This window comes from Geodermatophilus normandii, assembly GCF_003182485.1.
GTDB lineage: Bacteria > Actinomycetota > Actinomycetes > Mycobacteriales > Geodermatophilaceae > Geodermatophilus > Geodermatophilus normandii.
On record NZ_QGTX01000001.1, the window covers coordinates 4,278,171 to 4,302,891 of the forward strand.

At 75.6% G+C, this 24,721-nt stretch carries 20 protein-coding genes; 12 read left to right on the plus strand and 8 right to left on the minus strand.

Annotated features, from left to right (window positions below; genetic code table 11):
• The first annotated feature begins 53 nt into the window (after window positions 1–53).
• The gene (locus JD79_RS20610) at window positions 54–560 is read left to right on the plus strand and encodes a mycothiol transferase (RefSeq protein WP_110007026.1); all 507 of its coding nucleotides are present in this window, start codon (window positions 54–56) and stop codon (window positions 558–560) included.
• On the opposite strand, the gene JD79_RS20615 is transcribed toward JD79_RS20610, so the two are convergent.
• Window positions 533–1,657: a glycerate kinase gene (locus tag JD79_RS20615; protein WP_170149295.1), complete on the minus strand. Its 1,125-nt coding sequence runs from the start codon at window positions 1,655–1,657 to the stop codon at window positions 533–535. The two genes, JD79_RS20610 and JD79_RS20615, sit on opposite strands and share 28 nt — an antisense overlap.
• Window positions 1,658–1,695: 38 nt before the next feature.
• Between JD79_RS20615 and JD79_RS20620 the strand changes: the two genes are divergently transcribed.
• Window positions 1,696–2,877: an acyl-CoA dehydrogenase family protein gene (locus JD79_RS20620; RefSeq protein ID WP_110007028.1), complete on the plus strand. Its 1,182-nt coding sequence runs from the start codon at window positions 1,696–1,698 to the stop codon at window positions 2,875–2,877.
• A gap of 431 nt (window positions 2,878–3,308) precedes the next feature.
• A complete protein-coding gene (locus JD79_RS20630; protein ID WP_211308079.1) occupies window positions 3,309–3,614 on the plus strand; it encodes a hypothetical protein in 306 nt (101 codons plus the stop codon).
• A 119-nt stretch (window positions 3,615–3,733) separates the two neighbouring features.
• On the opposite strand, the gene JD79_RS20635 is transcribed toward JD79_RS20630, so the two are convergent.
• Complete coding sequence (locus JD79_RS20635; protein WP_170149296.1) at window positions 3,734–4,180, minus strand: MarR family winged helix-turn-helix transcriptional regulator; 447 nt, start codon at window positions 4,178–4,180, stop codon at window positions 3,734–3,736.
• Between the two features lie 21 nt (window positions 4,181–4,201).
• Between JD79_RS20635 and JD79_RS20640 the strand changes: the two genes are divergently transcribed.
• The 4 genes from JD79_RS20640 (at window position 4,202) to JD79_RS20655 (ending at window position 8,740) form a co-directional block, all read left to right on the plus strand.
• Entirely contained in the window at window positions 4,202–5,257 is a 1,056-nt protein-coding gene (locus tag JD79_RS20640; protein WP_211308080.1) for an ABC transporter substrate-binding protein, read from the plus strand.
• 78 nt (window positions 5,258–5,335) lie between these two features.
• Window positions 5,336–6,787 carry an APC family permease gene (locus JD79_RS20645; RefSeq protein WP_245900266.1) on the plus strand — a complete coding sequence of 484 codons (1,452 nt, stop codon included), beginning with the start codon at window positions 5,336–5,338 and terminating at the stop codon, window positions 6,785–6,787.
• A complete protein-coding gene (locus JD79_RS20650; protein WP_110007031.1) occupies window positions 6,784–7,806 on the plus strand; it encodes an acetamidase/formamidase family protein in 1,023 nt (340 codons plus the stop codon). The genes JD79_RS20645 and JD79_RS20650 overlap by 4 nt, the downstream gene beginning before the upstream one ends.
• Before the next feature lie 97 nt (window positions 7,807–7,903).
• Window positions 7,904–8,740: an esterase/lipase family protein gene (locus tag JD79_RS20655; protein WP_110007032.1), complete on the plus strand. Its 837-nt coding sequence runs from the start codon at window positions 7,904–7,906 to the stop codon at window positions 8,738–8,740.
• Here JD79_RS20655 and JD79_RS20660 read toward each other — a convergent pair.
• Window positions 8,710–10,356: a bifunctional NAD(P)/FAD-dependent oxidoreductase/class I SAM-dependent methyltransferase gene (locus JD79_RS20660; protein ID WP_110007928.1), complete on the minus strand. Its 1,647-nt coding sequence runs from the start codon at window positions 10,354–10,356 to the stop codon at window positions 8,710–8,712. The genes JD79_RS20655 and JD79_RS20660 overlap by 31 nt on opposite strands.
• A gap of 68 nt (window positions 10,357–10,424) precedes the next feature.
• Between JD79_RS20660 and JD79_RS20665 the strand changes: the two genes are divergently transcribed.
• On the plus strand, window positions 10,425–11,009 hold the full coding sequence (locus JD79_RS20665; RefSeq protein ID WP_110007033.1) for a helix-turn-helix domain-containing protein: 585 nt from the start codon (window positions 10,425–10,427) through the stop codon (window positions 11,007–11,009).
• A gap of 14 nt (window positions 11,010–11,023) precedes the next feature.
• Here the strand turns inward: JD79_RS20665 and JD79_RS20670 are convergent, their stop codons facing one another.
• From JD79_RS20670 to JD79_RS20680, 3 genes are all read right to left on the minus strand, one after another.
• The gene (locus tag JD79_RS20670) at window positions 11,024–13,582 is read right to left on the minus strand and encodes a putative bifunctional diguanylate cyclase/phosphodiesterase (RefSeq protein ID WP_110007034.1); all 2,559 of its coding nucleotides are present in this window, start codon (window positions 13,580–13,582) and stop codon (window positions 11,024–11,026) included.
• A 108-nt stretch (window positions 13,583–13,690) separates the two neighbouring features.
• Window positions 13,691–15,223, minus strand: coding sequence for a S8 family serine peptidase (locus tag JD79_RS20675; RefSeq protein WP_110007035.1), 1,533 nt, complete (start codon window positions 15,221–15,223; stop codon window positions 13,691–13,693).
• A 258-nt stretch (window positions 15,224–15,481) separates the two neighbouring features.
• Window positions 15,482–16,648, minus strand: coding sequence for a CaiB/BaiF CoA transferase family protein (locus JD79_RS20680; RefSeq protein ID WP_245900267.1), 1,167 nt, complete (start codon window positions 16,646–16,648; stop codon window positions 15,482–15,484).
• 54 nt (window positions 16,649–16,702) lie between these two features.
• On the opposite strand from JD79_RS20680, the gene JD79_RS20685 reads away from it, so the two are divergent.
• The 3 genes from JD79_RS20685 to JD79_RS20695 all read left to right on the plus strand — a co-directional run bounded on the left by JD79_RS20685 (window position 16,703) and on the right by JD79_RS20695 (window position 19,707).
• Window positions 16,703–17,272 carry a hypothetical protein gene (locus JD79_RS20685; protein ID WP_110007036.1) on the plus strand — a complete coding sequence of 190 codons (570 nt, stop codon included), beginning with the start codon at window positions 16,703–16,705 and terminating at the stop codon, window positions 17,270–17,272.
• Between the two features lie 78 nt (window positions 17,273–17,350).
• Window positions 17,351–17,953, plus strand: coding sequence for an acyl-CoA-like ligand-binding transcription factor (locus JD79_RS20690; protein ID WP_110007037.1), 603 nt, complete (start codon window positions 17,351–17,353; stop codon window positions 17,951–17,953).
• An 83-nt stretch (window positions 17,954–18,036) separates the two neighbouring features.
• Window positions 18,037–19,707, plus strand: coding sequence for an MDR family MFS transporter (locus JD79_RS20695; RefSeq protein ID WP_110007038.1), 1,671 nt, complete (start codon window positions 18,037–18,039; stop codon window positions 19,705–19,707).
• A gap of 49 nt (window positions 19,708–19,756) precedes the next feature.
• Here the strand turns inward: JD79_RS20695 and JD79_RS20700 are convergent, their stop codons facing one another.
• Complete coding sequence (locus JD79_RS20700) at window positions 19,757–20,392, minus strand: DUF1707 SHOCT-like domain-containing protein (protein ID WP_110007039.1); 636 nt, start codon at window positions 20,390–20,392, stop codon at window positions 19,757–19,759.
• 433 nt (window positions 20,393–20,825) lie between these two features.
• Here JD79_RS20700 and JD79_RS20705 point away from each other — a divergent pair, with 433 nt between their 5' ends.
• On the plus strand, window positions 20,826–22,355 hold the full coding sequence (locus JD79_RS20705) for an LCP family protein (RefSeq protein WP_211308082.1): 1,530 nt from the start codon (window positions 20,826–20,828) through the stop codon (window positions 22,353–22,355).
• A gap of 40 nt (window positions 22,356–22,395) precedes the next feature.
• On the opposite strand, the gene JD79_RS20710 is transcribed toward JD79_RS20705, so the two are convergent.
• Window positions 22,396–24,636: a glycoside hydrolase family 3 C-terminal domain-containing protein gene (locus JD79_RS20710; protein WP_110007041.1), complete on the minus strand. Its 2,241-nt coding sequence runs from the start codon at window positions 24,634–24,636 to the stop codon at window positions 22,396–22,398.
• Window positions 24,637–24,721: the final 85 nt, after the last annotated feature.

The window sequence follows — 24,721 nt, forward strand, 5'->3', positions numbered from 1 at the left end:
GTCGCGCCGGGTCCGCAGGAGTCCCCCGCGAGCGGGACGGGTAGCGGCCGGTCATGCGCACCCGTGAGCTGCTCACCTACGCCTACTCGCAGATCGGCGAGACGCTGCACGCCGCCGTCGAGGGCCTGTCCGCCGGCCAGCTCGCCGCCCGGGTGGGCCCCGACGCCAACCCGATCGGCTGGCTGGCCTGGCACCTGCTGCGCGTGCAGGACGACCACCTCGCCGAGGTGGCCGGCACCGAGCAGGTGTACACGGCGCAGGGGTTCGCCGTCCGCTTCGGCCGGCCCGCCGACGACACCGCCACCGGCTACGGGATGAGCAGCCTGGAGGTGGAGTCGCTGCGGGTGCCCTCGGCCGACCTGCTGCTCGAGTACGCCGACGCGGTGGCCGCCCGCAGCGCCGAGTACCTCGGCGGCCTGTCCGACGACGACCTCGACCGCGTCGTCGACGAGCGGTGGGACCCGCCGGTCACCCTCGGCGTCCGGCTGGTCAGCGTGCTCTCCGACGACCTCCAGCACGTGGGCCAGGCGGCCTACGTGCGGGGGCTGCTGGGCGCCTGAGGTCCCAGCACCCGGGCGGCGAGCTCCTCGAGGACGGCCGCGGGCTGGGCCAGGCAGCGGCTGAGGCCGGCGGCCTCCGTCAGGGCGTGTGCGGCGGTGAGGCCGGCGGCCGCGAGCCGGTCCGGTCCCAGGGCGACCCGGCCGGCCAGCGCGACGCAGGGCACCCCGGCGGCACGGGCCCGGGCGGCGACGACGGCCGGCGCCTTGCCGCGCAGCGACTGCGCGTCCAGGCTGCCCTCCCCCGTGACGGCGAGGTCCGCGCCGGCCAGCGCGGCGTCGAGCCCCACGAGGTCGGCGACCAGCTCCGCGCCCGACGCCACCGTGCAGGTCAGCACGGCGGCCACGCCGGCCGCGGTGCCGCCGGCCGCGCCCATCGCAGGCTCCCCCTCGAGGTCGGTCCCCAGGTCGCGGCGGACGACGGCGGCGAACCGGGCGAGCGCGGCGTCGAGCGCCGCCACCTGCTCCGGCGTCGCCCCCTTCTGCGGCCCGTAGACCGCCGCGGCGCCGTCGGGGCCGGTGAGCGGGTTGTCGACGTCGGTGGCCACCTCGACGGGGACGCCGCGCAGCCGGGGGTCGCGGGCGCCGGCGTCGATCCGGTCGAGGACGGCCAGGCCCGCGCCGCCGGGCGGGACGTCGCGGCCGTCGGCGTCGAGCAGTCGCACGCCGAGCGCCTGCAGCAGGCCGGCGCCGCCGTCGGTGGTGGCGCTGCCGCCCAGTCCCAGCACGATCCGCCGGGCGCCGGCGTCGAGGGCGGCCAGCAGCAGCTCCCCCACCCCGCGGGTGGTCGCGGTCATGGGCGCCGGCGCGGGGAGCAGCCCGAGGCCGGCCGCGGCGGCGAGCTCGACCACCGCCGTCGTCCCGTCGACGGCGAAGGTGGCGCGCACCGGCCGGCCGTCGGGACCGCTGACCGTCGTCGTCACGGGCCGGGCGCCGGCGCGCACCGCGGCGGCCACCGTGCCCTCCCCGCCGTCGGCCACCGGACGGGTCAGCACCTCGGCCTCCGGGCGCACCCGCAGGACCCCGCGGGCGACCGCGTCGGCGGCCTCCGCGGCGGTCAGCGTGCCCTTGAAGGAGTCGGTCGCGACGACGATCCGCACGCCCGGCAGCATGCCGTGCCCGCGCGTAGCGTCGGCACGTGACCGAGACCGCGCGCACCGACTTCTACGCCCTCGACGAGCTCCTCACCCGCGAGGAGATCGACGTCCGCGACCGGGTGGCGGACTGGTGCGCGAAGGAGGTCACCCCCCGGATCAACGACTACTGGGAGCGCGCGGAGTTCCCGTTCGAGCTGGTGCCGGGCTTCGCCGAGCTGGGCATCGCCGGCGGCACCATCGAGGGCTACGGCTCCCCCGGCATGAGCGCCGTCGCGGCCGGTCTCGTCGCCGCGGAGCTCGCCCGCGCCGACGGCAGCATCGGCACCTTCAACGGGGTGCACAGCTTCCTGGCGATGCAGTCGATCGCGCTGCTGGGCTCGGAGGAGCAGCGCGAGCGGTTCCTGCCCGAGATGGCGCGGATGGAGAAGATCGGCGCGTTCGGGCTCACCGAGCCGCGGCACGGCTCGGACGCCGTCGCGCTGGAGACCCGCGCCCGCCGCGACGGCGACTCCTTCGTCCTCGACGGGCAGAAGAAGTGGATCGGCAACGGCTCGATCGCCGACTACGTGCTGATCTGGGCGCGCGACGAGGAGGGCGCCGTCGGCGGGTACGTCGTCGAGAAGGGGACGCCCGGGTTCACCGCGCGGGTCATGACCGGCAAGACGGCGCTGCGGGCGGTGTGGCAGGCCGAGATCACCCTCGAGGGCGCCCGCGTACCGGCCGAGAACAAGCTGGAGAACTGCCGGTCGTTCAAGGACGTCTCCACCATCCTCGACCGCACCCGCTATACCGTCGCCTGGCGGGCGCTGGGCGTGGCGATGGCCTCCTACGAGCTGGCGCTGGCGCACTGCCTGGGCCGGGAGCAGTTCGGCCAGCCGATCGCCGGCTACCAGCTCGTGCAGGAGAAGCTCGCCACGATGCTGGCCGAGATCACGAACATGCAGCTGATGTGCTGGCGGCTGTCCGGTCTCGCCGACGCCGGCCGCATGACCGCGGCTATGGCGTCGCTGGCCAAGCGGCACTGCTGCGCGGCCGCGCGGGCGATCGTGGCCGACGCCCGCGACCTGTTCGGCGGCGACGGGATCCTGCTCGAGCACCACATCGCCCGGCACCACGCCGACATCGAGGCCATCTACACCTTCGAGGGCACCGACCACGTGCAGGCGCTCATCGTCGGCCGGGAGATCACCGGGCTGTCGGCGATCAGCGGCCGCCGGCGCTGAGCCCCGCCGCGCCGGGCCGCGCGGCGCTCGGCCCGCGCGGCTGAGCGTGGCGGCCTCCCGGACGAGCCCGGACAGCCGGCGGCACTCCCGGCAGCGGGTGCGCCCGGCGCCGATGCGCTCCCACCGCTGGCAGCCCCAGATCTGCACGATCGCCCCGCACGGGGCCAGCTCCACCTCGCCGTCGAGCTCGTCCGCCGGGCGCAGCGCCGGAACGGCGTGCCACCGGATCCGCGCCGACCTCTGACCGGCCTGTGACCACCGGTCCGGGCGCGCGGACCCGACGGCGAAGGGCTCCACGCCGGGGCTGTGCCCTGCGTCACCGGGAGGCGTCCCCTCGCCCGGGGGAACCGGCCGGCGCCCCCGGTGCGGCACCTCGGGGGCGTCCGCGGCGTTACCGTCGGGGAGGTCTGCGGAGCGGAGGAGCGAGCACGGTGGAACCAATCAGCCTGGTGGTCGGTGCGGCCCTGCTCGCCATGGGCTTCGTGGCCGGACGGCTCGGGCGCCGTCGTCCCGCCGGTCCTCCGCCCGTCCCGACGGCGGTGTGCGGCTGCGGGCACCCCCTGAGCCAGCACGACACCGAGAGCAACACCTGCTACGCCGAGCTGCGGCGCGACACCTTCGACAAGCGCGGCCGGTGGGCGGGGCACAGCTGGGTGCCCTGCACCTGCCGGCAGTACGTGGGCCCGCGCCCGATCGACGAGGTGTTCCTCCCCCGGATGCTCCCGCCGACCGACTGACGGAGGACCCGCTGCCCCCGCCCCTCGCGCGCTCGGGGCAGGCCCCTGCAGCAGGGCCGTGCGTGTCGCGCGTGCACGTACCCGGTGACCGACTCCCGCCGACGGCCGGCGCCGCGGGCTCAGGCGGGCGTCGGCTCCGCGAGGTCGGTCAGGGCGGTGACCAGCGCGGCCACCCGCGTCTGCCCGAGCTCGGTGGTCAGCGCCGCCTCGTGGGCCGACACCAGCGCCTCCAGGCGGTCCAGCCGGGTGCGGCCGCGGGCGGACAGGTGCACCCGCACCCGCCGGCCGTCGTCGGGATCGGGCAGCCGGTAGGCCAGCGCGGCGTCGACCAGCCCGTCGACCAGCCGGGTCGCGGTCGGCGCCGGGACGCACAGGACGGCGCACAGGCCGCTCATCGTCCGGCCGGGCCCCGACGCCAGCGCGCGCATCAGCCGGTAGGTCTCCAGCGTCGCGCCGTCCTCGGCGAGCACCGCCCCCACCCCACGGGCGACCCGCCGCGAGACCACGCTCAGCAGTTCGACGAGCGAGGTCGTCGCGATCCCGGTGGCCTCCTGCTCGACCGCCATGGACCGCACCATACTCAGACGGTGACCCGCCCGACCGTCCCGATGGACGCGTGGGAGGCCGCCGTCGCCGGCCGCTCCCCCGACGCCGTCCGGATCGGTCTGGCCGTCCCGCTGACCGGGTCGCTCGCCATGACCGCGCCCTCGGCGCTGGACCTCGCGGCGCTGGCCGCCGACGAGCTCACCGAGGCCGGTGGCGTCCGCGGACGCGCCGTCGAGCTGGTCACCGTCGACGCCGGACGGCGTCCCGCGGAGGTCGCCGCCGAGGTCGCCGCGCTGCACGCCGCCGGCGCCGTGGACGTCCTCGTCGGCTTCTCCACCAGCGACGTCTCGCGCGCGGTCGCCGCCGCGCTCGCCGGGCGCGCCGGCTACGTGTTCACCCCGCCGCACGAGGGCGGGCGCGGCACCCGCGGCGCGCTGCGCCTCGGCTCCTCGCCGCTGGTGCAGCACGCGGCCGCGCTGGCCTGGCTGGTGCGGCACCGGCGCGCGCGGCGCTGGGTGCTGCTCGGCACCGACTACGTGTGGCCGCAGGCGGTGCACCGGGCCGCGCGGACCGTGCTGCGCGACCTCGGCGCCGAGGTCGCCGGCGAGCTGCTCGTCCCGTTCGGCCCGTCCGACCCCGGCCCGGCGCTGGACCTGGTCCGCCGCACCCGCGCCGACGCCGTCCTGCTCAGCCTCGTCGGCCGCGACCTCGTCGCCTTCAACCGCGCCTTCGCCCGCGCCGGGCTCGACCGCCGCGTCGTCCGGCTCTCCGGGGCGCTCGAGGAGAACGGCCTCTACGCGGTGGGCGGCGACGGCACCGGCGAGCTCTACGCCTGCATGCCCTCCTTCGCCATGTCCCCGTCGGGAGAGGCCGACGGGGCCGGCGACGAGGGACAGCTGGCGCTGCAGGAGCGGCTGGCGGCGCGGGTCGGGCCGAACGCCCCGGTGGTGTGCGCCTACGCGCGCGGCGTCCACGACGGCGTCCGCACCGCCGCGCGGCTGCTGGAGACGGGCATGCCCGAGCCGGCGCGGATCCCCCGGCCCCGGCTGGCCCGCGCCGACGGGCTGCTGTTCCGCGAGGTCGGGTCGCCCGACTGACCCCCACTGCTTCCGATCGGAAACAACAGTGGCCTACCCTCCCCGCGTCCGGCTGCGTGCCGGCCGAGAGGAGGAGCCGTGAGCGACCCCCGCACCACCCCGTCCCCCGACCTCACGAAGCCGGGAGGGACCGGCGCCGGAGCGGTGCCCGCCGCCGGCGCGGCCGGCGTCGAGGAGTTCGGCTACCGCCAGGAGCTCAAGCGCTCGCTGACGTTCACCGACCTGCTGGTCTACGGCCTGGTCTTCATGGTCCCGATCGCGCCGTTCGGGATCTTCGGCAGCGTCTTCCAGGGCTCCGGCGGCATGATCGCACTCGCCTACGCCATCGGCGGGCTGGCGATGGCCTTCACCGCGGCGTCGTACTCGCAGATGTCGCGGGCGTTCCCGATGGCCGGCTCGGTCTACACCTACGCCGGCCGCGGCATCGCCCAGCCGGTCGGGTTCATGGCCGGCTGGATGATCCTGCTCGACTACGTGCTCGTCCCCGCGCTGCTCTACCTCATCGCCGCGGTCGCGATGAACTCGATCGTCACCTCGATCCCGGTGTGGGTGTGGCTGATCGGCTTCGTCGTCCTCAACACCGTCGTCAACTACTTCGGCATCGAGTTCACCGCGCGGGTCAACAAGATCATGCTGGTGGCCGAGCTGATCGTCCTGGCGGTCTTCCTGGTCATCGGCGTCATCGCGCTGGCCACCGGCGAGGGCCGCGGCTTCGACTTCACGCCGATCTACAACAGCGACACGTTCTCCCTCGAGCTCGTCTTCGGGGCGGTGTCGATCGCCGTCCTGAGCTTCCTCGGCTTCGACGGCATCTCCACCCTCGCCGAGGAGAACCGCGACTCCGCCCGCTCGATCGGCAAGGCGATGATCGCCGCGCTGGCGCTGGCCGGGACGCTGTTCATCGTGCAGACCTGGGTCGCCGCGCTGCTCGTCCCCGACCCCGACACCCTCATCGCCGAGGGCGACGCCGCCGGCACCGCGTTCTACGACGCGGCCGAGGTCGCCGGCGGCGCGTGGCTGGGCACCCTGACGGCGGTGGCGACGGCGGTGGCGTGGGGCTTCGCGAACTCCCTCGTCGCCCAGGCGGCCACCTCGCGACTGCTCTTCGCGATGGCCCGGGACCGCCAGCTGCCCGCCTTCCTGCGCCAGGTGCACCCGACCCGCCGCGTGCCGGTCAACGCCACGCTGCTGGTGGCGGTCGTCTCCCTCGTGCTGGGTCTCTACATGGAGTCCCGCGAGGACGGCATCACGCTGCTGTCGACGCTGGTCAACTTCGGCGCGCTGTCGGCGTTCCTGCTGCTGCACGTCTCGGTGGTGTGGCACTACGTCGGCCGGCTGGGGAGCAGGAACTACTGGCTGCACCTCGCGGTGCCCGTCATCGGGTTCGCGATCCTGGCCTACGTCGTCTACAACGCCCAGGTGGCCGCCCAGGAGCTCGGCTTCGTGTGGCTGGTCGTCGGCCTCGTGCTCATGGGCGTCCTGATCGCCACGGGCCGCAAGCCCGAGATCCGAGCGGAGGAGGACCTGTGACGGCGTCCCTGGAGGTCGTGTCGCTGGAGCCGACCCCCGACCAGTACCGCTTCTCCTTCGGCGGTGGCGAGCCGCTGCTCACGGTGGCGCCGGGCACGGTGGTCGAGCTGACCACCGAGGACTGCTACGGCGGCAGGGTCCGCGGCGTCGACGACCTGCCCAGCCAGGTGTGCGACTTCCCGTACCTCAACCCGGTGAGCGGCCCGATCGCCGTGGAGGGCGCCGAGCCCGGCGACACCCTGGCGGTGCACCTGGTCGACATCGCGCCGGCCCGCGACTGGGCGGTGTCGAGCACCTTCCCGCACTTCGGCGCGCTCACCACCACCCACTCGACGGCGATGCTGCACGAGCCGCTCGAGGAGCTGGTCTGGCTCTACGAGGTCGACCGCGAGCGGGGCACCTGCCTGTTCCGGCCGCGCCGCGGCGGCCCGGAGGTGGAGCTCCCGCTCGACCCGATGCACGGCACGATCGGCGTCGCCCCGGCCGCGGGCGAGGTGTTCGCCAGCATCACCCCGGGCGCGCACGGCGGGAACATGGACACCCCGGAGATGCGGGCGGGCACGACCGTCCACTTCGGCGTCAACGTGCCCGGCGGGATGCTCGCCCTCGGCGACGGGCACTGCCGCCAGGGCGAGGGCGAGGTGTGCGGCACCGCGGTCGAGTCGGCGATGCGCACGGTCGTCGTCGTCGACCTGGTCAAGGGCGGCGCCCCCGCGTGGCCGCGGCTGGAGACCGACGAGTTCCTCATGTCGACCGGGTCGGTCCGGCCGCTCGAGGACGCCTACCGGGTCAGCCAGCACGACCTGGTGACCTGGGCGGCGCAGCTCACCGGGTGGGACCCGCTGGACGCCCTGCAGCTGGTCAGCCAGGCCGGCCTGGCGCCCGCGGGCAACGTGGTCGACACCAACTACACGATGGTCGCCAAGCTGGCGAAGCGGTTCGTGCCGGGTGCCGTGGCGCACGACGGCGTCCACGAGCGGCTGCGCGCCACCGCCGCGGCCTACCTGCAGCAGCGCTGACGGCCGGCCCGGGACTCGCCTTTCACGCGCGGAAGGCGAGTCCCGGGCGCCCGGCGGGGTAGCGGAACGGAACGCCACCGCCGTCGGAGGAGTGCCCGTGCCCGAGTCCCCGCAGAACCGCCGGTCCGGCGGGCGCACCGCGCCCGGCCGCGCTCCCGGGTTCCTCCAGCCCAGTCGGCGAGCCACCCTCCTCGCGGCCACCGAGCCGGTCCGTGCCGCGGCGAGCGCCGGCGCACTCGCGCTCACCTATCCCCTGCTGCGCGGCGCCCCCCGCGGCGAGCCGCACGGCGTCCTCGTGCTCCCGGGGCTCATGGCCTCCGACGCCTCCACCGTGACCCTGCGCCGCTGGCTGCGCGGGCTGGGCTACCCGGTGGTCGGATGGGAGCTCGGCCGCAACCGCGGCCCCACCCGCGAGATCACCGAGCAGCTGCCGAAGCTGGTCGAGCAGCTCGCCGACCGGCACGGCGGCCCCGTCAGCGTCGTCGGGCAGAGCCTCGGCGGCATCTTCGCCCGGCGGCTGGCGCTGCGGGTGCCGCGGCTGGTGCGCCAGGTCGTCAGCCTCGGCTCGCCCTTCGGCCTGGCCGGCCGCCCCGCCGACGGCACGCCCGGCGCCCGTGCGTACGCCCGCTACCGGCACCTGCACGCCGTGCCGACCACCGGCCGGGGCGACCTGCGCGGCGCGCTGCCGGTCCCGAGCACCGCGGTCTACTCGCGCTGGGACGGCGTCGTCGACTGGCGGGCCTGCCGGCAGCGGCCCGGCCCGGGTGCGGAGAACGTCGGCGTGCACGCCAGTCACCTCGGGATGGGCCACGACCCGGCGGTGCTGTGGCTGGTCGCCGACCGCCTGGCCCAGTCCCGCGACGACTGGCGGCCCTTCACCCCGCCGGCCCGCCTGCGGCTGCTCTACACCAGCGAGGACGACGTCGACGGCTGACGCCGCGCGCGCAGGACGGCGTCGGCCACGTGGGCGTGCCCCTCGTGCCCGCCGTGCCCCTCGTGCCCGCCGTGGTCGTGTCCCCCGTGCCCGTTCTCGTGCGCGCGGGCGCGCCGCGGCCGGGTCTCGGCGACCTCCACCGTCCACTCGGCCGGGTCGAGGACGGCGGCCATCTGCTCGCCCGTGGCGTACCACTCGGGCAGTCCCGGCCGCTGCAGGCCGCGGGAGAGGTCGCTGCCGTCGTGCACGGTCACCAGCAGCGTGCCGCCGGGCGCGACCGCCGTCGCCAGCCGGCGCAGCACGTCGTCGCGGGTGGCGGGGAGGAAGTGCAGGAACGACGCCGTCACCAGGTCCCAGCGCTCGTCGCCGGGCTCCCACGTCGAGACGTCGGCCCGGCGGGTCTCCAGCGGCACACCGGCCTGCTCCGCCGCCGCGGCCGCCCGGTCCAGCGCGGTCCGGGAGAGGTCGAGCGCGGTGACCTGCCAGCCCCGCCCCGCCAGCCAGACGGCGTCGCCGCCCTCGCCGGCACCGGCGTCCAGCGCGCGCCCGGGCGGCAGCCCGGCGGCCTCGGTGGCCAGCACGTCGTTCACCCGGCCGCTCCAGACCCGGTGCTCCTGCGCCCGGTAGCGGTCCTCCCACCAGCGCTCGCCGAACTCCGGGTCGGTCTGCGCGCGCAGCACCTCGACCGCGAACCGGGTGTCCTCGGCGACGAGGTCGGCGTTGACCGCCGCCCCGGCCATCAGCCCGGCCGCGGCCGCGCCGATCACCTGGGCGCCCGGGTCGGCGACGTTGCCGGCGGCCCACACGCCGGGCACCGCGGTGGCGCCGCGCGGGTCCACCGGCACGTGCGCCCCGACGACGGCCTCACCCATCCGGAACGGCTCGGCCTCCAGGCCCAGCCCGGTCAGCACGGCCGATCGGGCCACGAACCGCGGGGCGACGACGACGGCCGCGCGCGGCACGACCCGCCCGTCCGCCAGGCGCACGCCGGTGAGCCGCCCGCTCCCGGTCTCCAGCGCCGCCACCTCGCCGCGCACCACCCGGACCCCGCGGGCGGCGAGCGCCTCGGCGGTGTCGTCGTCGGGCTCCGGCGCGGTGTGCAGGAAGAGGACGACGTCGGCGCTCCACTGCCGCCAGAGCTGGACCTGGTGCAGCGACATGGGGCCGGTGGCGACCACGCCGACCGCCTGGTCGCGCACCTCCCAGCCGTGGCAGTACGGGCAGTGCAGGACGTCGGTGCCCCACAGCTCGCGCACGCCCGGGATCTCCGGCAGCTCGTCGGTGAGGCCGGTGGTGACCAGCAGCCGGCGCGCCCGCAGTCCGCGGCCGCCGGCCAGCTCGACGGTGAAGGCGCCGGCCGAGCCGCCGACGGCGGTCACCGTGTCCCGCACCAGCGTTCCGCCGTACCCGGCGACCTCCGCCCGCCCGGCGGCGAGCAGGTCCGCGGGCGGCGTGCCGTCGCGGCCCAGGTAGTTGTGCATCTCGTGCGCCGGCGCGTTGCGCGGCGTCCCCTCGTCGACGACGGCGACCGAGCGCCGCGCCCGTCCCAGCGCCAGGGCCCCCGACAGGCCCGCCGCGCCTCCACCGATGACCACCACGTCGTACGTCTCGTCCATGCCGCCCACGGTGCGCCCAACGGTGCCGGCTTGACAAACTCCGTTGCAGGAACGGCAAACTGGACGGCGTGACCGACCTCGATGCCGTCCTCGACGCCGTGGGCCCGCGCCTGCGCGAGCTGCGCCGGCAACGCGGCGCCACGCTCGCCTCGCTGTCGGAGGACACCGGCATCTCGGTCTCCACGCTGTCCCGGCTGGAGTCCGGGCAGCGCCGGCCGACGCTGGAGCTGCTGCTGCCCCTGGCGCGGACGCACCAGGTGCCGCTCGACGAGCTCGTCGACGCCCCCGAGACCGGTGATCCGCGGGTGCGGCTCACGCCGGTCACCCGGCACGGCGCGACGTTCATCCCGCTGACCCGCCGGCCCGGTGGGCTGCAGGCCTACAAGCAGGTGCTGCCACCGCGCTGGGGCGGGGAGCCCGGCGAGCAGCGCTCGCACGGGGGCTGGGAGTGGGTCTACGTCCTGTCCGGGCGGCTGCGGCTGCTGCTCGGCGACACCGACGTCGTCCTCACGCCCGGCGAGGTGGCGGAGTTCGACACCCGCACCCCGCACTGGCTCGGCAACCCCGACGACCGGCCGGCCGAGCTGCTGGCCCTCTACGGCCCGCAGGGCGAGCGCATCCACGTCCGCGCCGCCACCGCCCGCCGCGGCTGATCCGGCCGGCGGGGTCAGACGGTGCCCACCGTCACGCGCGCCGCCGCACGCGCACGCAGCCACGGCAGCAGGTCGTCGACGGGCATCGCCCGGCCGAGGTGCCAGCCCTGCACGATGTCGCAGCCCATCTCCCGCAACAGCTCCCAGGTCGCGGCGTCCTCCACGCCCTCGGCGACCACCTCGAGCTGGAGGTGCCGGCCGAGGTCGGTGACGGCCCGGACGATGGCGACGTCCTCCGTGCCCCTCCGCAGGCCCGTGACGAAGCTGCGGTCGATCTTGACCTCGTCGACCGGCAGCCGCTTGAGGTAGGACAGCGACGAGTAGCCGGTGCCGAAGTCGTCGACCGACAGCCGCACCCCCAGGTCGCGCAGCCGGTGCAGCAGCGCGATGGCCCGCGCGGGGTCGGCCATGACCGAGCCCTCGGTCACCTCCAGCGTGAGCCGGTGCGCCGGCACGGCGTGGCGGGCCAACAGCCGGGCGACCTCGTCGACGAGGTCGGTGTCCAGCAGGCTGCGCGCCGACAGGTTGACCGCGACGCCGAGCCCGTGACCCTCCGCCTGCCAGGCCGCACACGCCGCCAGGGAGCGGTCGAGGACGTGCGTCGTCAGCGGGCCGATCAGGCCGCTGCGCTCGGCCACCGGGACGAACTCCTCCGGCGAGACGCTGCCCAGCTCCGGGTGGTGCCAGCGGACGAGCGCCTCCACGCCGCTGACCTCGCCGGTGGCCAACCGGGCCTGCGGCTGCACGTGGACCTCGATGCCACCGCCGGCGAGGGCGGTGCGCAGCTCGGAGACGAGCGTCAGCCGCCGCGGGTCGCTGGTGTCGAGGTCGGGGGTGTAGACGCGCAGGCCGCGCGCCGCACCCTTGGCGTCGTACATGGCGACGTCGGCCCTCTTGAGCAGCCCCGCGGGGTCGGACGCGTGCGCGGGCGCGAGGGCGATGCCCAGCGAACCGCCCACCTCGACCTCGAGGCCCCCCAGCGCGATCGGCTGCTCGAGGGCCCGCAGCAGGCGCCGCCCGAGGCGGACCACCCGGTCCTCGTCGGCGGCGTCGGTCACCAGGACGGCGAACTCGTCGCCGCCCAGACGGGTGACGGTGCCCGCGGACCCGGCCGCGGACACCAGGCGGGCCGCGACCTCCACCAGCAGCTGGTCGCCCTGCTGGTGGCCGAGGGTGTCGTTGACCTCCTTGAAACCGTCCAGGTCGAGGATCATGACCGCGGCTCCGGCGGCCCGGCCGCTCCGGACGTCGTCGAGGGCCGGGGTCAGCCGGCGCTGCAGGAAGGCCCGGTTGGGCAGGCCGGTCAGGGCGTCGTGCAGCGCCTCGTGCCGCAGCCTGTCGATCAGCTCGCCGTTCTGCAGCGCGACGCTGGCGTGGTTGGCGACGGTCTCGAGGAGCAGCACGTCCTCCTCGTCGAAGGTCCGGACGTCGCCCAGGCGGTCGGTGACCAGCAGGACGCCGACGGTGCCGGCCCCACCCCGCAGCGGGACGGCGATCGCCTCGCGCGCGTGCTGGGCAGCCAGCCACTCCCGCTCCGCGGCTCCCCGCGTGGTGCGCGGCAGCAGCTGGGCCTCCCCGTCGGCGACCACGCCGCGCAGCAGCCACTCGTCGGCAGGTGACTGCCCGCCCTCGGAGCGCGACAGCCGGCCGGACGCGCCCAGGCGGACACGGGCGACGGTGCCGCTCCCCGGGGCGGGGAAGAGGACCTCGGCGTTCTCCGCCTTGAGCAGCTCACGCGCCTCGGCCAGGACGTTGCCGAGCACGACGTCGATCTCCGGCGAGCTGGTCACCGCCTGGGTGAAGCGGTACAGCCGCTCGAGGTTGAGGTGACGGTCGTTGAGGGACGCGTAGGACCGGTAGGCGGCCAGCAGCCCGGCGGCGGCGAGCAGCAGCAGCCAGGTGCTGCGGACATCGGCGGCCAGGCTCGTGACGGCGACGAGTGCGACCGCCACCACCATGGGCGCGACCGGCTGCCCGGTCACCGCCTCGCGGGCGAGGGCCGCGGGGCGCAGGCCGCCCTCGAAGGCAGCGATCACGAGGCCGATGGACACGATGCCGAGCACGTTGGCCAGCAGGGCGGCGGCCAGTGCGCCGACCCAGAGCACGGGGACCCCGTCGGCGAGGTGGCCGACCACGCCGAAGACGAGGACGGCGACACCGGTCTCGGCCGCGGCGAGGGAGAGGTTGAAGGCCGTCTTGAGCGGCGTCGACCTCCGGTGGAGCACGAGCACGGCCGCGGACCCCGCCAGACGGCCGGCCAGCAGCGACAGCGGACCGGCGAAGAACAGCCCGAGGACCAGCGGCAGCTCGCTGACGGCGACCGTCTGCGCCTCCCGCTTGACCTGGATGTGCAGGACGGTGGCCTCGGTGGCCGCGTAGGCGAGGGCCAGCGCCCACCAGGGCAGGTCCACGCCGCCGTGCGGGCCGGTGGGCAGGGCGGGCGCGCCGGGCGCCGTCCACAGCGTCCCGACGGTGAGCCCGACCAGCGCGGCCGTGATGCCCAGGACCCGCAGTACGGGGCCGCACGCGCGCCGGCGCGGGGCCGGGCGCCCACCGTGCTCCGGCTCGTCCACGTGCCACCTCCTCGGGATCGGGTCTCCCCGTAGACGACGGCAGGGTGGGGTGCGACCTGCAGTCGCACCCCACCCCGGTCACCCCGAGGGGTCAGCCGATCGCGTCGCTCATCCCCATGCCGCGCTGGCGAGGTCGGCCGTCCGCCACTGACGGGTCGACCAGGAGGCGTCGCGCCACTGACGGGTCGACCACGTGGTCGTGACCCAGGACCCGTCCCTCCACTGGCGGGTCGACCAGGAGGCGTCCCGCCATTGCCGGGTGTCCCAGGCCGGCTGGGTCCACTCGGCCGTGCGCCAGGTCGTGCCGTCCCAGCCGTCGCCGCTGAGGAGGTGGCCGCGCCAGGTGCCGCCCGCCCACACCGTCTGCCGGGCGGAGGCGGCGGCCCAGGCCCGGCCGTCCCAGGCGTTGCCGAAGACGTCGATCTCGCCCTGCAGGAGCACCCCGTCGTGGTCGACGTGGCTCGTCCCGCGGGACGCCTCGACCGAGCCGGTCCCGGTGCTCCAGAACTGGGACGACTGGGTGGCAGCGGCGTTCGGCTTGACCTGCGCCTGCCGGACGTCGGTCAGCCCGTTGCCCCGGTACTGGTTGGTCGTCGAGCTGAACGCCGTCGCCGTCGCCATGATCTGGCGCTTGACCTGGTCCGGGGTCAGCCGCGGGTCCTCCTGCAGCAGCAGGGCGACCTCGCCGCTGACCACCGCAGCGGCCTGCGACGTGCCCGACGAGACGGCGAAGCGGGCGCCGCGCCGGGCGTCGGCGTGCCGCTCGTCGGCGTAGCCGTTGGGCACCCGCAGGCCGACGACCGAGACACCGGGGGCGACGACGTCGACGTGCCGCTGGTTGGTGCCGCGGGTGGCCCAGGCCGGCACCGTGTCGTCGACCGCGCTGACGGTGCCCTGCGTGTCGGCCGCGCCCACCGCGAGCACGTACGGATCGCGCGCCGGGTTGGCCAGGTTGTAGTTCGTCGACCCGTCGTTGCCACCGGCGACCACGACGACGATGCCCGCCTTCCACGCCTGCTCGACCGCGAAGGCCAGCGGGTCGACGCGGCTGTCCTGGGTCGAGTCGGTGCCGTAGGACAGGTTGATGACGCGGATGTTCATGCCGTTGTCGTTGCGGTGCTCGACGACCCAGTCGATCGCGGCGATCACCTGGGTGACGTCGACCGCGCCGTCGCTGGCACCCACCTTGACGTTGACCAGGGTCGAGTCCGGCGCGATGCCCGTGAACCGGCTCGGGTCGGTGTAGGACGCGGGGCTGCCCGGCACGTCCCGGCCGGCGATGATCGAGGCCAGGTGGGTCCCGTGGCCGTAGGCGTCCCGGTGCGCGAGCTCCGGGTCCTGGCTGTCGAAGGACAGGTCGACCCCGTCGACGACGTTGCCGCTGTCCAGGCCGGGCACCCGGGTGACGCCGGTGTCGATGAGCGCGACGCCGACACCCCTGCCCGTGTAGCCGGCCCGGTAGGAGTCGTGGGCCCCGACGGCCTGCGCGATGTGGGCGAGCGCGCCCTTGGCGTTCGGGTCGTAGCCGAGCGGGTCGGCACCGGCCGGTCCTGCCCCCGCGACCATGCCCCCGAGTACGGCGGTGGCGGCCGCGACGGTGGCGACCATCCGGGAGGTGCTGCGTGCCCAGAGCCGGCTCATGCGCCGGCTCCGAGAGCAAGTGGTGACTGCACGTCACGTCACCTTTCTCATCCGTGAGCGATGTCATGCCATCCCGGCCGGGATGGCACGCTGAGTAGCGCACAGACAACGGACCGTGCACCCACGGCGACCGACTCCGTACCTCCGAGGAGGGAAGGACACAGGACTCCCGGGGAGGGCTGCCGCCGGGGGCGGCCTCCGCACGGGCGACGTCCCGGGGCGACCGCCGGTGACGGAGCGTGAGGAGGGTCGACCGCGTCAGCCGGGGGGTGGGGACGGCGGCGCCTGCAGCCAGCGCCGGATCTCCTCGTCGTGCTCGCCCAGGGACGGCGGCGGCAGCCGGTAGGACGCCGGCGTGTCCGAGAACCGGATCGGGTTGCGCACCGACGGCACCCCGCCGACGTCGACCACCGGGTCGAGCCCGAGCCGCGCGGCCAGCTCGATGCCCTGGTCGACGCTGTTGATCGGCCCGCAGGGCACGCCGGCGTCGGTGATCACGGTGAACCACTCGTCCTTCGTGCGGGTCCGCAGCCGCTCGACCAGCAGCGGGCGCAGCTCGTCGCGGTGGGCGGTGCGGTCGGCGTTGTGGCGGAAGCGGGGGTCGTCGGCGAGCTCCGGCACGCCGAGGACACCGACGAGCGTGCGGAACTGGGCGTCGTTGCCGGCGGTCACCACCAGGTCGCCGTCGGCGCAGGGCAGCGGCTCGTACGGGAACAGACTCGGGTGGCTGTTGCCCATCCGGTGCGGCACGACGCCGCCGGCCACCACCGCGGAGGTCTGGTTGACCAGGCCCGACAGCGCGGAGGACAGCAGGTCGACCTGCACGTGCTGGCCGCGACCGGTCTGCGCCCGCGCGTGCAGGGCCGAGAGGACGCCGACGGCGGCGTGCAGCCCGGTGATCACGTCGATCACCGCCACACCCGCGCGGTAGGGCTCGCCGCCGGCGTCACCCGTCAGGCTCATCAGCCCGGACACCGCCTGGACGATGAGGTCGTAGCCGGGCAACGACCGGCCGCCCGGGCCGTCGCCGAAGCCGCTGATCGAGGCGTAGACGACGGCGGGGTTGAGGGCCGCCACCTCGTCGTAGCCCAGCCCGAGGCGGGCCAGTCCGCCGGGACGCAGGTTCTCCACGAGCACGTCGGCGCGGCGGACCAGCTCCCGGGCGGCGGCGAGGTCGTCGTCGACGGTGAGGTCGAGGACCACCGAGCGCTTGTTGCGGTTGATCCCCAGGTAGTAGGTGGAGACGCCGTCGCGCACCGGCGGGACCCAGGTGCGGGTGTCGTCGCCGCGCGGACCCTCGACCTTGACCACCTCGGCGCCGAGGTCGGCCAGCAGCATCGTCGCGTACGGCCCGGCGAGGATGCGGGAGAAGTCGGCCACCAGCACCCCGGCCAGCGGTCCCCGGGGGCCCTCCGTCGTCGTCACCGCTGCAGGCAACCACGCGGGTGCGGGCGCCGCCCCGCGGGTACCGGTGACCGCATGAGCGGGAAGTCGGCGGAGGACTACGCCCGGGACTACACGGACCCGGAGCTGCGGGAGCGGCTCAAGGAGGAGATCAAGGCCGGCGGCAAGGGCGGGCGGCCCGGCCAGTGGAGCGCCCGCAAGAGCCAGCTGCTCACGCACGAGTACGAGGCGCAGGGCGGCGGCTACCGGCACGAGGGCGAACGCACCGCGTCGCAGCGGCACCTGCAGGAGTGGACCGAGCAGGACTGGCACACCGCCGACGGCGGCGACCGGGCCCGCGGTGCCGACGGGACCCGGCGCTACCTGCCCGACGCCGCGTGGGAGCTGCTCTCCGAGGAGGAGGAGCAGGCCACCGACGCGCGCAAGCGCGGCTCCGACGAGCAGCACGTGGCCGACACCGACGCCGCGAAGGAGGCCCGCAGGGCCGCCGAGCTGGTCGACGTCCCCGCTGCCGAGGCACGCGAGCGGGTGCGCTCGATGCACGGCGACTCCCAGCTCGACCGCGCGGAGCGGGCCGAGCGCGACCTCGGGACGGGCCGGAAGACGGTGCTCGAGGCGATCGAGCGGCAGCGCGACCGGGACTGATCCCGGGCGACACCGGCGACACGCCGTGCAGTGCACGCAACATTGCACGGACTGCAGGTTCCGCGGGATGATGGTCCGGTGACCTCCGGCCTGCGCGAGCGCAAGAAGCTCGCCACCCGCCTGGCGCTGCACCAGGCGGCGCTGCAGCTGGTGGCCGAGCGCGGGCTGGACGGCGTCTCGGTCGACGACATCGCCGCCCGCGCCGACGTCTCGCCGCGCACCTTCTTCAACTACTTCCCGACCAAGGACGACGCCGTCGTCGGGATCGACGCCTCCGCGGTCGGCCAGGCCGCGGAGCGGTTCGCCGCGCGGCCGGCGCACGAGTCGCCGGTCGAGGCGCTGCGGGCGGTCCACGCCCAGCAGGCCGCCGAGATGGCCGGGGAGCCGGAGACGCTGTGGCCGCTGCGGCTGCGGGTCATCGACGAGCACCCTGTCCTCATCGCCCGGCTGCACGCCGTCTTCGGCTCCGCCGAGCGGGCCCTGGCCGAGGCGATCGCCGTCCGCACCGGCACGGCCGTCGGCACCGACGTCTACCCCACGCTGCTCGCCGCGGTGTCCGGGACGGCCGTGCGCGCCGCCCTGAACGCCTGGCTGGCGAGCGACTTCACCGCGTCCCTGCCCGCCCTCGTCGACGAGGCGTGGGACGCACTGGCCGCCGGGCTCCCCGCCCCGCGCCGCTGACTCCCCCGAGCGGCCGGCGTCGTCCGCTCTCCCCTCGGTGCCGCGCGCCCGCGGCACCGCCGAACGACCGAAAGAGGACCTCCGTGCAGGCCCCGCCCGACCCCTCCGCGCCGCCGATCGTCCTGACCCGGCGGCGCATCAACGTCATCTTCGGCGCGCTGCTGGCCGGCATGCTCATGGCCGCCCTCGACCAGACGATCGTGTCGACGTCGATGCCCACGATCGTCGGCGAGCTCGGCGGCGTCTCGCACATGGCCTGGGTGACCACCGCCTACCTGCTGGCGACGACGCTCGTCATGCCCGTCTACGGCAAGTTCGGCGACCTGTGGGGCCGCCGCACGCTGTTCCTCGTCGCCATCGGCCTGTTCACCGTGGCCAGCATCGGCGCCGCGCTGGCGCCGGACTTCACCTGGTTCGTCATCTGGCGCGGGGTGCAGGGCCTCGGCGGCGGCGGGCTGATGATCCTGTCGCAGGCGATCATCGCCGACATCGTCCCGGCGCGGGAGCGGGCGAGGTACATGGGCCCGATCGGCGCGCTGTTCGGCCTGTCCGCCGTCGCCGGGCCGCTGGTCGGCGGCTTCCTCACCGACTCGGCCGCGCTGGGCTGGGAGTGGTGCTTCTGGGTGAACGTGCCGGTGGGCCTGGGCGCCTTCCTCATCGGCTGGTTCGCGCTGTCGCTGCCGCGCAAGCGCAGCACGACCCCGCTCGACGTCGCGGGCATCGTCGCGCTGTCGGCCCTGACGACGTCGCTGGTGCTGTTCGCCGACCTCGGCGGCAGCGACGGCTGGACCGACCCGCTCACGCTCGCGCTCGCGGCGGCGTTCGTCGTCGCGGCCGTCGCCTTCGTGCTGGTGGAGCGGCACGCGGTCGAGCCGATCGTGCCGCTGAGCCTGTTCCGCAACCGGACGTTCGTCGTCGCCACGGGGATGGGCATGGCCGTGGGCCTCGGCATGTTCTCGGCCATCGCGTTCATGCCGACCTTCCTGCAGATGAGCTCCGGGCTGTCGGCCGCGAACTCGGGGCTGCTCATGCTGCCCATGACCGCCGGCATCATCGTCACGATCCAGGGCTCGGCGACGTTCATCCTCCGGACCGGGCGGTACAAGCGGTTCACCGTCGCCGGCATCGCGGTGATCCTCGCGGCCGTCGTCTGGATGACCACGCTGACCGGCGCGACGTCGCTGTGGACGATCGGCGTGATGTTCTTCGCGCTCGGCTGCGGACTCGGGCTGATCATGCAGAACGTCGTCCTGGCCGCGCAGAACGCCGTCCCGGCCACCCAGATCGGCACCGCGACCTCGACCAACAACTACTTCCGCGAGGTGGGCGCCACCCTCGGCGTCGCCGTCTTCGGGACGCTGTTCACCAGCAGGCTCGCCGAGAACCTGACCGGCGCGCTGTCCGGCAACGCCGAGCAGGCGGCCGCCGCGGGCATCACCTCGCCGGACACCCTGGTGCCGGCCGCGGTCGAGGCCGCCGGTGAGCCCCTGCGGACCGCGATCGTCGACGCCTACGCCGACTCGCTGGCGCCGGTGTTCTGGTACCTCGTGCCGCTGCTCGTGCTCGCGCTGCTGCTGTCGTTCGCGCTCAGGGAGATCCCGCTGGCCGAGCACGCCGGCATGGTGGCCCGCGGCGAGGCGGTGGAGTCCGAGGAGGAACTCGCGGCGCTGCTGCGCTCGGGTGCGCACGCCGCCGTCCCGGCGGCCGGGCCCACCCTCCGCGAGGACCGCGACGACGACCAGCTGAGGGTCTGACCGTCGCCCGGGGGTGGCAGGGACGGCCGTCCCTGCCACCCCCGGGCGGTCAGGACCCGGCCGGTCGCGGACGCTGGGCCAGCCGGTCGAGCAGCGCCCGCCACCCGCTCGCCGACTCGCCGGGACCGAGGCTGCGCAGCCGCAGGTCCCCGATCACGGCGTGTGCCCGCACCACGACGCGCGGGGTGCCCGCCAGCCGCGGCACCGGCGCCAGCTCGACCCTCCGGTCGCCGATGACCGTCCAGCCCTCCAGCTCGGCGTCCACGCCCTCGGCGACGACCACGTCCACGTCGCCGATCACGGTGGTGAGGTCCAGGTCGACCACCTCGGCGTCGGTGCGCAGGGCCCGCAGGTCGACCCGGATGTCGCCGATCCCGGTCCTGACCCGCTGCGGCAGCGGGGACCGGGCGTCGAGCCGGACGTCGCCCAGGACGGAGGACCGCGCCGCGGCCTGCCGACCGCCCACCATCTCGACCTGCGCGTCGGCCGCCCGGGCCGGCAGGTCCGCGAGCAGGGGGCCGAGCTGGTCGGTGGTCGTCGCCGCGTAGGCGGCCTGGGCCCGCTCCCCGAACTCGTCGACGGTGATCCGCCCCTCCGCCATGGCGGTCTGCAGCCGGGTCACCGCCGCCTCGCGGTCGGCGTCGGACGCCCGGACGGCGGGCCGCGGTACAGGGTCCTCGAGCATCGGCCGGCCTCCTCCTCCGCGCTGCCGACCCCCGTGGGCGCACCCCACCCTGGCACGACCGCCCGGCCGGACGACAGGGCCGCACACCCGGGTCTTCCCCTTCCAGACCCTGCTCCCGGCCGAGGACACCGGTCTCCAGGTCGACGGCGAGGCACAGTCGGAGCAGGTCCGCGCCGTCGCCGTCGAGCGCGTCGGGGGCCGTTCCCGGCCGGGTGCCCCCCACGAGGACGGCCGCCCTCGACGACGCGCTCCGCCTCCACCTCCACCGCTGACCGGCCGCCGCCCGAGGACCGGTCCTCGGGCGGCAGGAGTGGCCGTCTCCGCCGCCCCGGGAGTCCGGCCGGCCCGGTCGGCCGGCCCCGGCACCGCGAGCTGTCGTTCCCGCGTCCCGAGGAGCCCACGCCCGCACCCGCCGCCCCTACCCTGCGGCGCCGTGAGCCGAGACCTCGACGACCACGGCGGCCCCGCGACCCGGCCCATCCCCGCGCGGCTCGACCCGCGCGCCGGCCGCGGGACGGGGACGCCGCGCCGCCGCACCGGCCCGGCCGTCGTCGTCCTCCGCGCCGTGGCCGCCGTCGTGTCGGTGGTCCTGCTGGCCGCCAGCGGCTGGGGCTGGTACCTCGGCCGGGTCGCCGACGCGACGGTCGACCGCACCGACGCCATCCCCGGCGACGGCACCGGCGGGGATCCGGCGGAGGCGATGGACCTGCTCCTGGTCGGCAACGACAGCCGCGCCGACCTCACGCCCGAGCAGCTGGCCCGCTTCAACGCGGGCGTCGACTCGGGGACCAACACCGACACGATGATCCTGGTGCACGTGCCGGCGGACGGGTCGCACGCCTCGTTCGTCTCCTTCCCCCGGGACTCCTACGTCGAGATCCCGGGTCACGGCACGGACAAGCTCAACGCCGCCTACGCGCACGGCTACGGCGACGTCGACGACGCCGCGCCCGAGGCCGACAAGGAGTCCGGCGGCGCGCGGCTGCTGGTGGAGACGATCAACCGGCTCAGCGGTCTGGAGATCGACCACTACGTCGAGGTCGACCTGCTCGGCTTCTTCGAGCTGACCGAGGTCGTCGGCGGCGTGACCGTCAACCTCTGCTACGCCGTCGACGACTCCGCGTACTCCGGCGCGGTCTTCCCGGCCGGGGAGCAGACCATCTCCGGCGTGGACGCGCTCCGGTTCGTCCGCCAGCGTCACGGGGTCCGCCCGGACGGCTCCGACGCGCTGCCCCGGGCCGACCTGGACCGGATCGTCCGCCAGCAGGTCTTCCTCGGCGGCGTGCTGCGCAAGCTGCTCTCGCAGGACGTGCTGCTCGACCTCGGCACGCAGCGCGAGCTGGTGCGGGCGGCGTCGGAGGCGCTCACCGTCGACCGCGACCTCGACCTCCTCGACCTGGCCCGGCAGCTGCAGTCCGTGACGCCCGGGGACATCGACTTCCGGACCGTCCCGATCGCGGACCCGGACGCCCGTGACGCCAACGGCAGCTCGATCGTGCAGCTCGCCGACGAGGAGACCCTGCACGCGTTCTTCGCGGGTCTGGCCGCCGAACCCGAGGCAGCGGCCCCCGGGGCACCCGCGGCTCCGGACACGGTGGCGCCGTCGGAGGTGTCGGTCGAGGTCCTCAACGGCTCGGGCGTGCCCGGGGCGGCCGCGCAGGCCCGGTCCGCGCTCGAGGCCGCCGGCTTCCGCGTGACCGGCACCGGCAACGCCGACCGCAGCGACCACGACCGGACGACGATCCGCCACGCCGCGGGCGACGAGGCCCCGGCCGCCACGCTGGCCGCGCAGGTGCCCGGCGCCCTCACCGAGGTCGCCGACGACGCCACGCCCGGGACCGTGCAGCTGGTCCTGGGCGGGGACTTCTCCGGCATCGGCCAGGCCGTTCCGCCGCCGACGTCCTCCCCCGCCGCCCCCGCGGAGCCGGCGCGGACCGCCGCCGACACCAGCTGCATCAACTGACGGGCGGCAGCACAGCCGTCTCCGTCGCCCGACGGGGAGGTCACGTGGCGCGCGCGTCCCGCGCCACCGCGACCAGCCGGTCGAGCTCGGCCGGCGGGATGGCGGAGCCGAAGTCGGCGGCGAAGCGGCGCATCGGCATGGAGCCGATCATCTGCAGCATCCCGGCGTGCATCTCCGCGGCGCCGTCCGGCATGGACGCGAGGAAGCCCTCGAGCAGCTGCGGGCCGACCACCGGGTGCTCGAACCACTCGGCCACCGACGAGCCGAGCGTGAGCTCCGGGACGACCGTGTCCCCGGCCAGGGTCACGGTCTCCTCTGCCAGCACCTCGGCGGCGCTGGCGCCGACCTGCACGGTGTACTCCCCCGGCGCCACGACCCAGCCGCCCTCCCGGACGTCCCAGTAGGCGAAGGCGCGGCGGTCGAGCTCCAGCTCCACCGTCCGCGACTCCCCCGGCTCCAGCGCGACCTTGGTGAACGCGCGCAGCTCCCGCGCCGGGCGGCGGACCGGGCCGGCCGTCGTGGCGACGTAGACCTGCACCACGTGCCGGCCCGCCCGCTCCCCGGTGTTGGTCACGGTGACCGACACCAGGGCGGTGTCGTCACCGGTCGCCGTCACCCGCAGGCCGGAGGTGTCGACGGTCGTGTAGCCCAGCCCGTGGCCGAACGGGTAGCGCACCGGACGGCCGACGGTCGTGTAGTGGCGGTAGCCGACCATCACGCCCTCGCCGTAGCGGACGTGCCCCTGCTCGCCCGGGAAGTCCAGGAAGCTGGGGTTGTCCTCGAGGCGCAGCGGGATCGACTCCGCCAGCCGCCCCGACGGGCTCACCGCGCCGGTGAGCAGGTCGGCCAGCGCACTGCCGCCGGCCTGGCCGAGCAGGAAGCCGGCCAGGACCGCGTCGACGTCGTCGTGCCAGCCCTCCAGCGAGACGATGCCGCCGGAGGACAGCACGACGACGGTGCGCGCGCTGGCCGCGGCCACCGCCCGGATCAGCTCCACCTGGACGGCGGGCAGGTCGATCGTGGCGCGGTCGAAGCCCTCGGACTCGTCGTCCTCGGCCAGCCCGGCGAAGACGACGGTGACGTCGGCGTCCCGCGCGAGCGCGACGGCCTCCTCCCGGAGGGAGTCGCCGGGGCCGTCGAGGGAGAAGCCGGGCGCGAAGGAGACGGCGGGCAGCGCCTCCCGCAGGGCCGTCAGGGCGTCGTCGACCCGGGTGGCGTTGACGTGCGAGCTCCCGCCCCCCTGGTAGCGCGGCGTCCGGGCGAACTCCCCGACGACGGCGACCCGCGTCCCCGGCGCCAGCGGCAGCACGGCGCCGTCGTTCTTCAGCAGCACCGCGCACTGCGCGGCCAGCTCCCGGGCGAGCGCGTGGTGCGCGTCGACGTCGAAGGCCCCGGCCGGCTCGGCCACCAGGTCGGCCAGCGCGGCCACCCGCCGGGCACTGCGGTCGACGAACTCCTCGTCCAGCTCCCCGGACCGGACCGCCTCGACGACGAGCCGGTTGCCGGCGCCGGCGTCGCCGGGCATCTGCAGGTCCAGCCCGGCCCGGAGGGCCGCGACCCGGTCGTCGACGGCGCCCCAGTCGGACACGACGACACCCTCGAAGCCCCACTGCTCGCGCAGCACCTCGGTGAGCAGCCAGTGGTTCTGCGAGGCGTAGACGCCGTTGACCTTGTTGTAGGCGCACATGACGGTGGCCGGCCGCGCCTCGGTGACGATCCGCTCGAAGGCGGGCAGGTAGATCTCGCGCAGGGTCCGCTCGTCGACGTCGGCGCTGACCTGCATGCGCTGCGTCTCCTGGTTGTTGGCCGCGAAGTGCTTGACCGAGGCACCGGCTCCCGCCGCCTGCTGGCCGCGGACGTGCGCGGCGCCGAGCACGCCGGTCAGCAGCGGGTCCTCGGAGTAGTACTCGAAGTTCCGCCCGCCCAGGGGGGACCGCTTGACGTTCACGCCCGGGCCGAGGACGACGGGCACGCCGAGGGCGCGGGCCTCCCGGCCGACCGCGGCGCCGACCCGCTCGGCGACGTCGGGGTCCCAGCTCGACCCCACGCCGACCGCCGGCGGGAAGCAGGTGGCGGGGACGCTCCGCAGCAGCCCGATCCGGTCGAAGTCCCCCTCCTGGCGGCGCACGCCGTGCGGGCCGTCGGTGAGCACCACCGAGGGCAGCCCGGCCGCCTCGACCGCCGGCGTGGACCAGAAGTCCTGTCCGGACAGCAGCGCCGCCTTCGTCTCGAGGGGCAGCGCGTCCAGGTCGGACCGGTCGGGGGGCGTGGCGGAGGTCACCACCCCATCCTGCTGTGCCGCGGACCGCACGGCCTCGCAGCTGCCGACCAGTGGCAGCGCCGCTCGGTGCAGCGCGGCGTCCGCC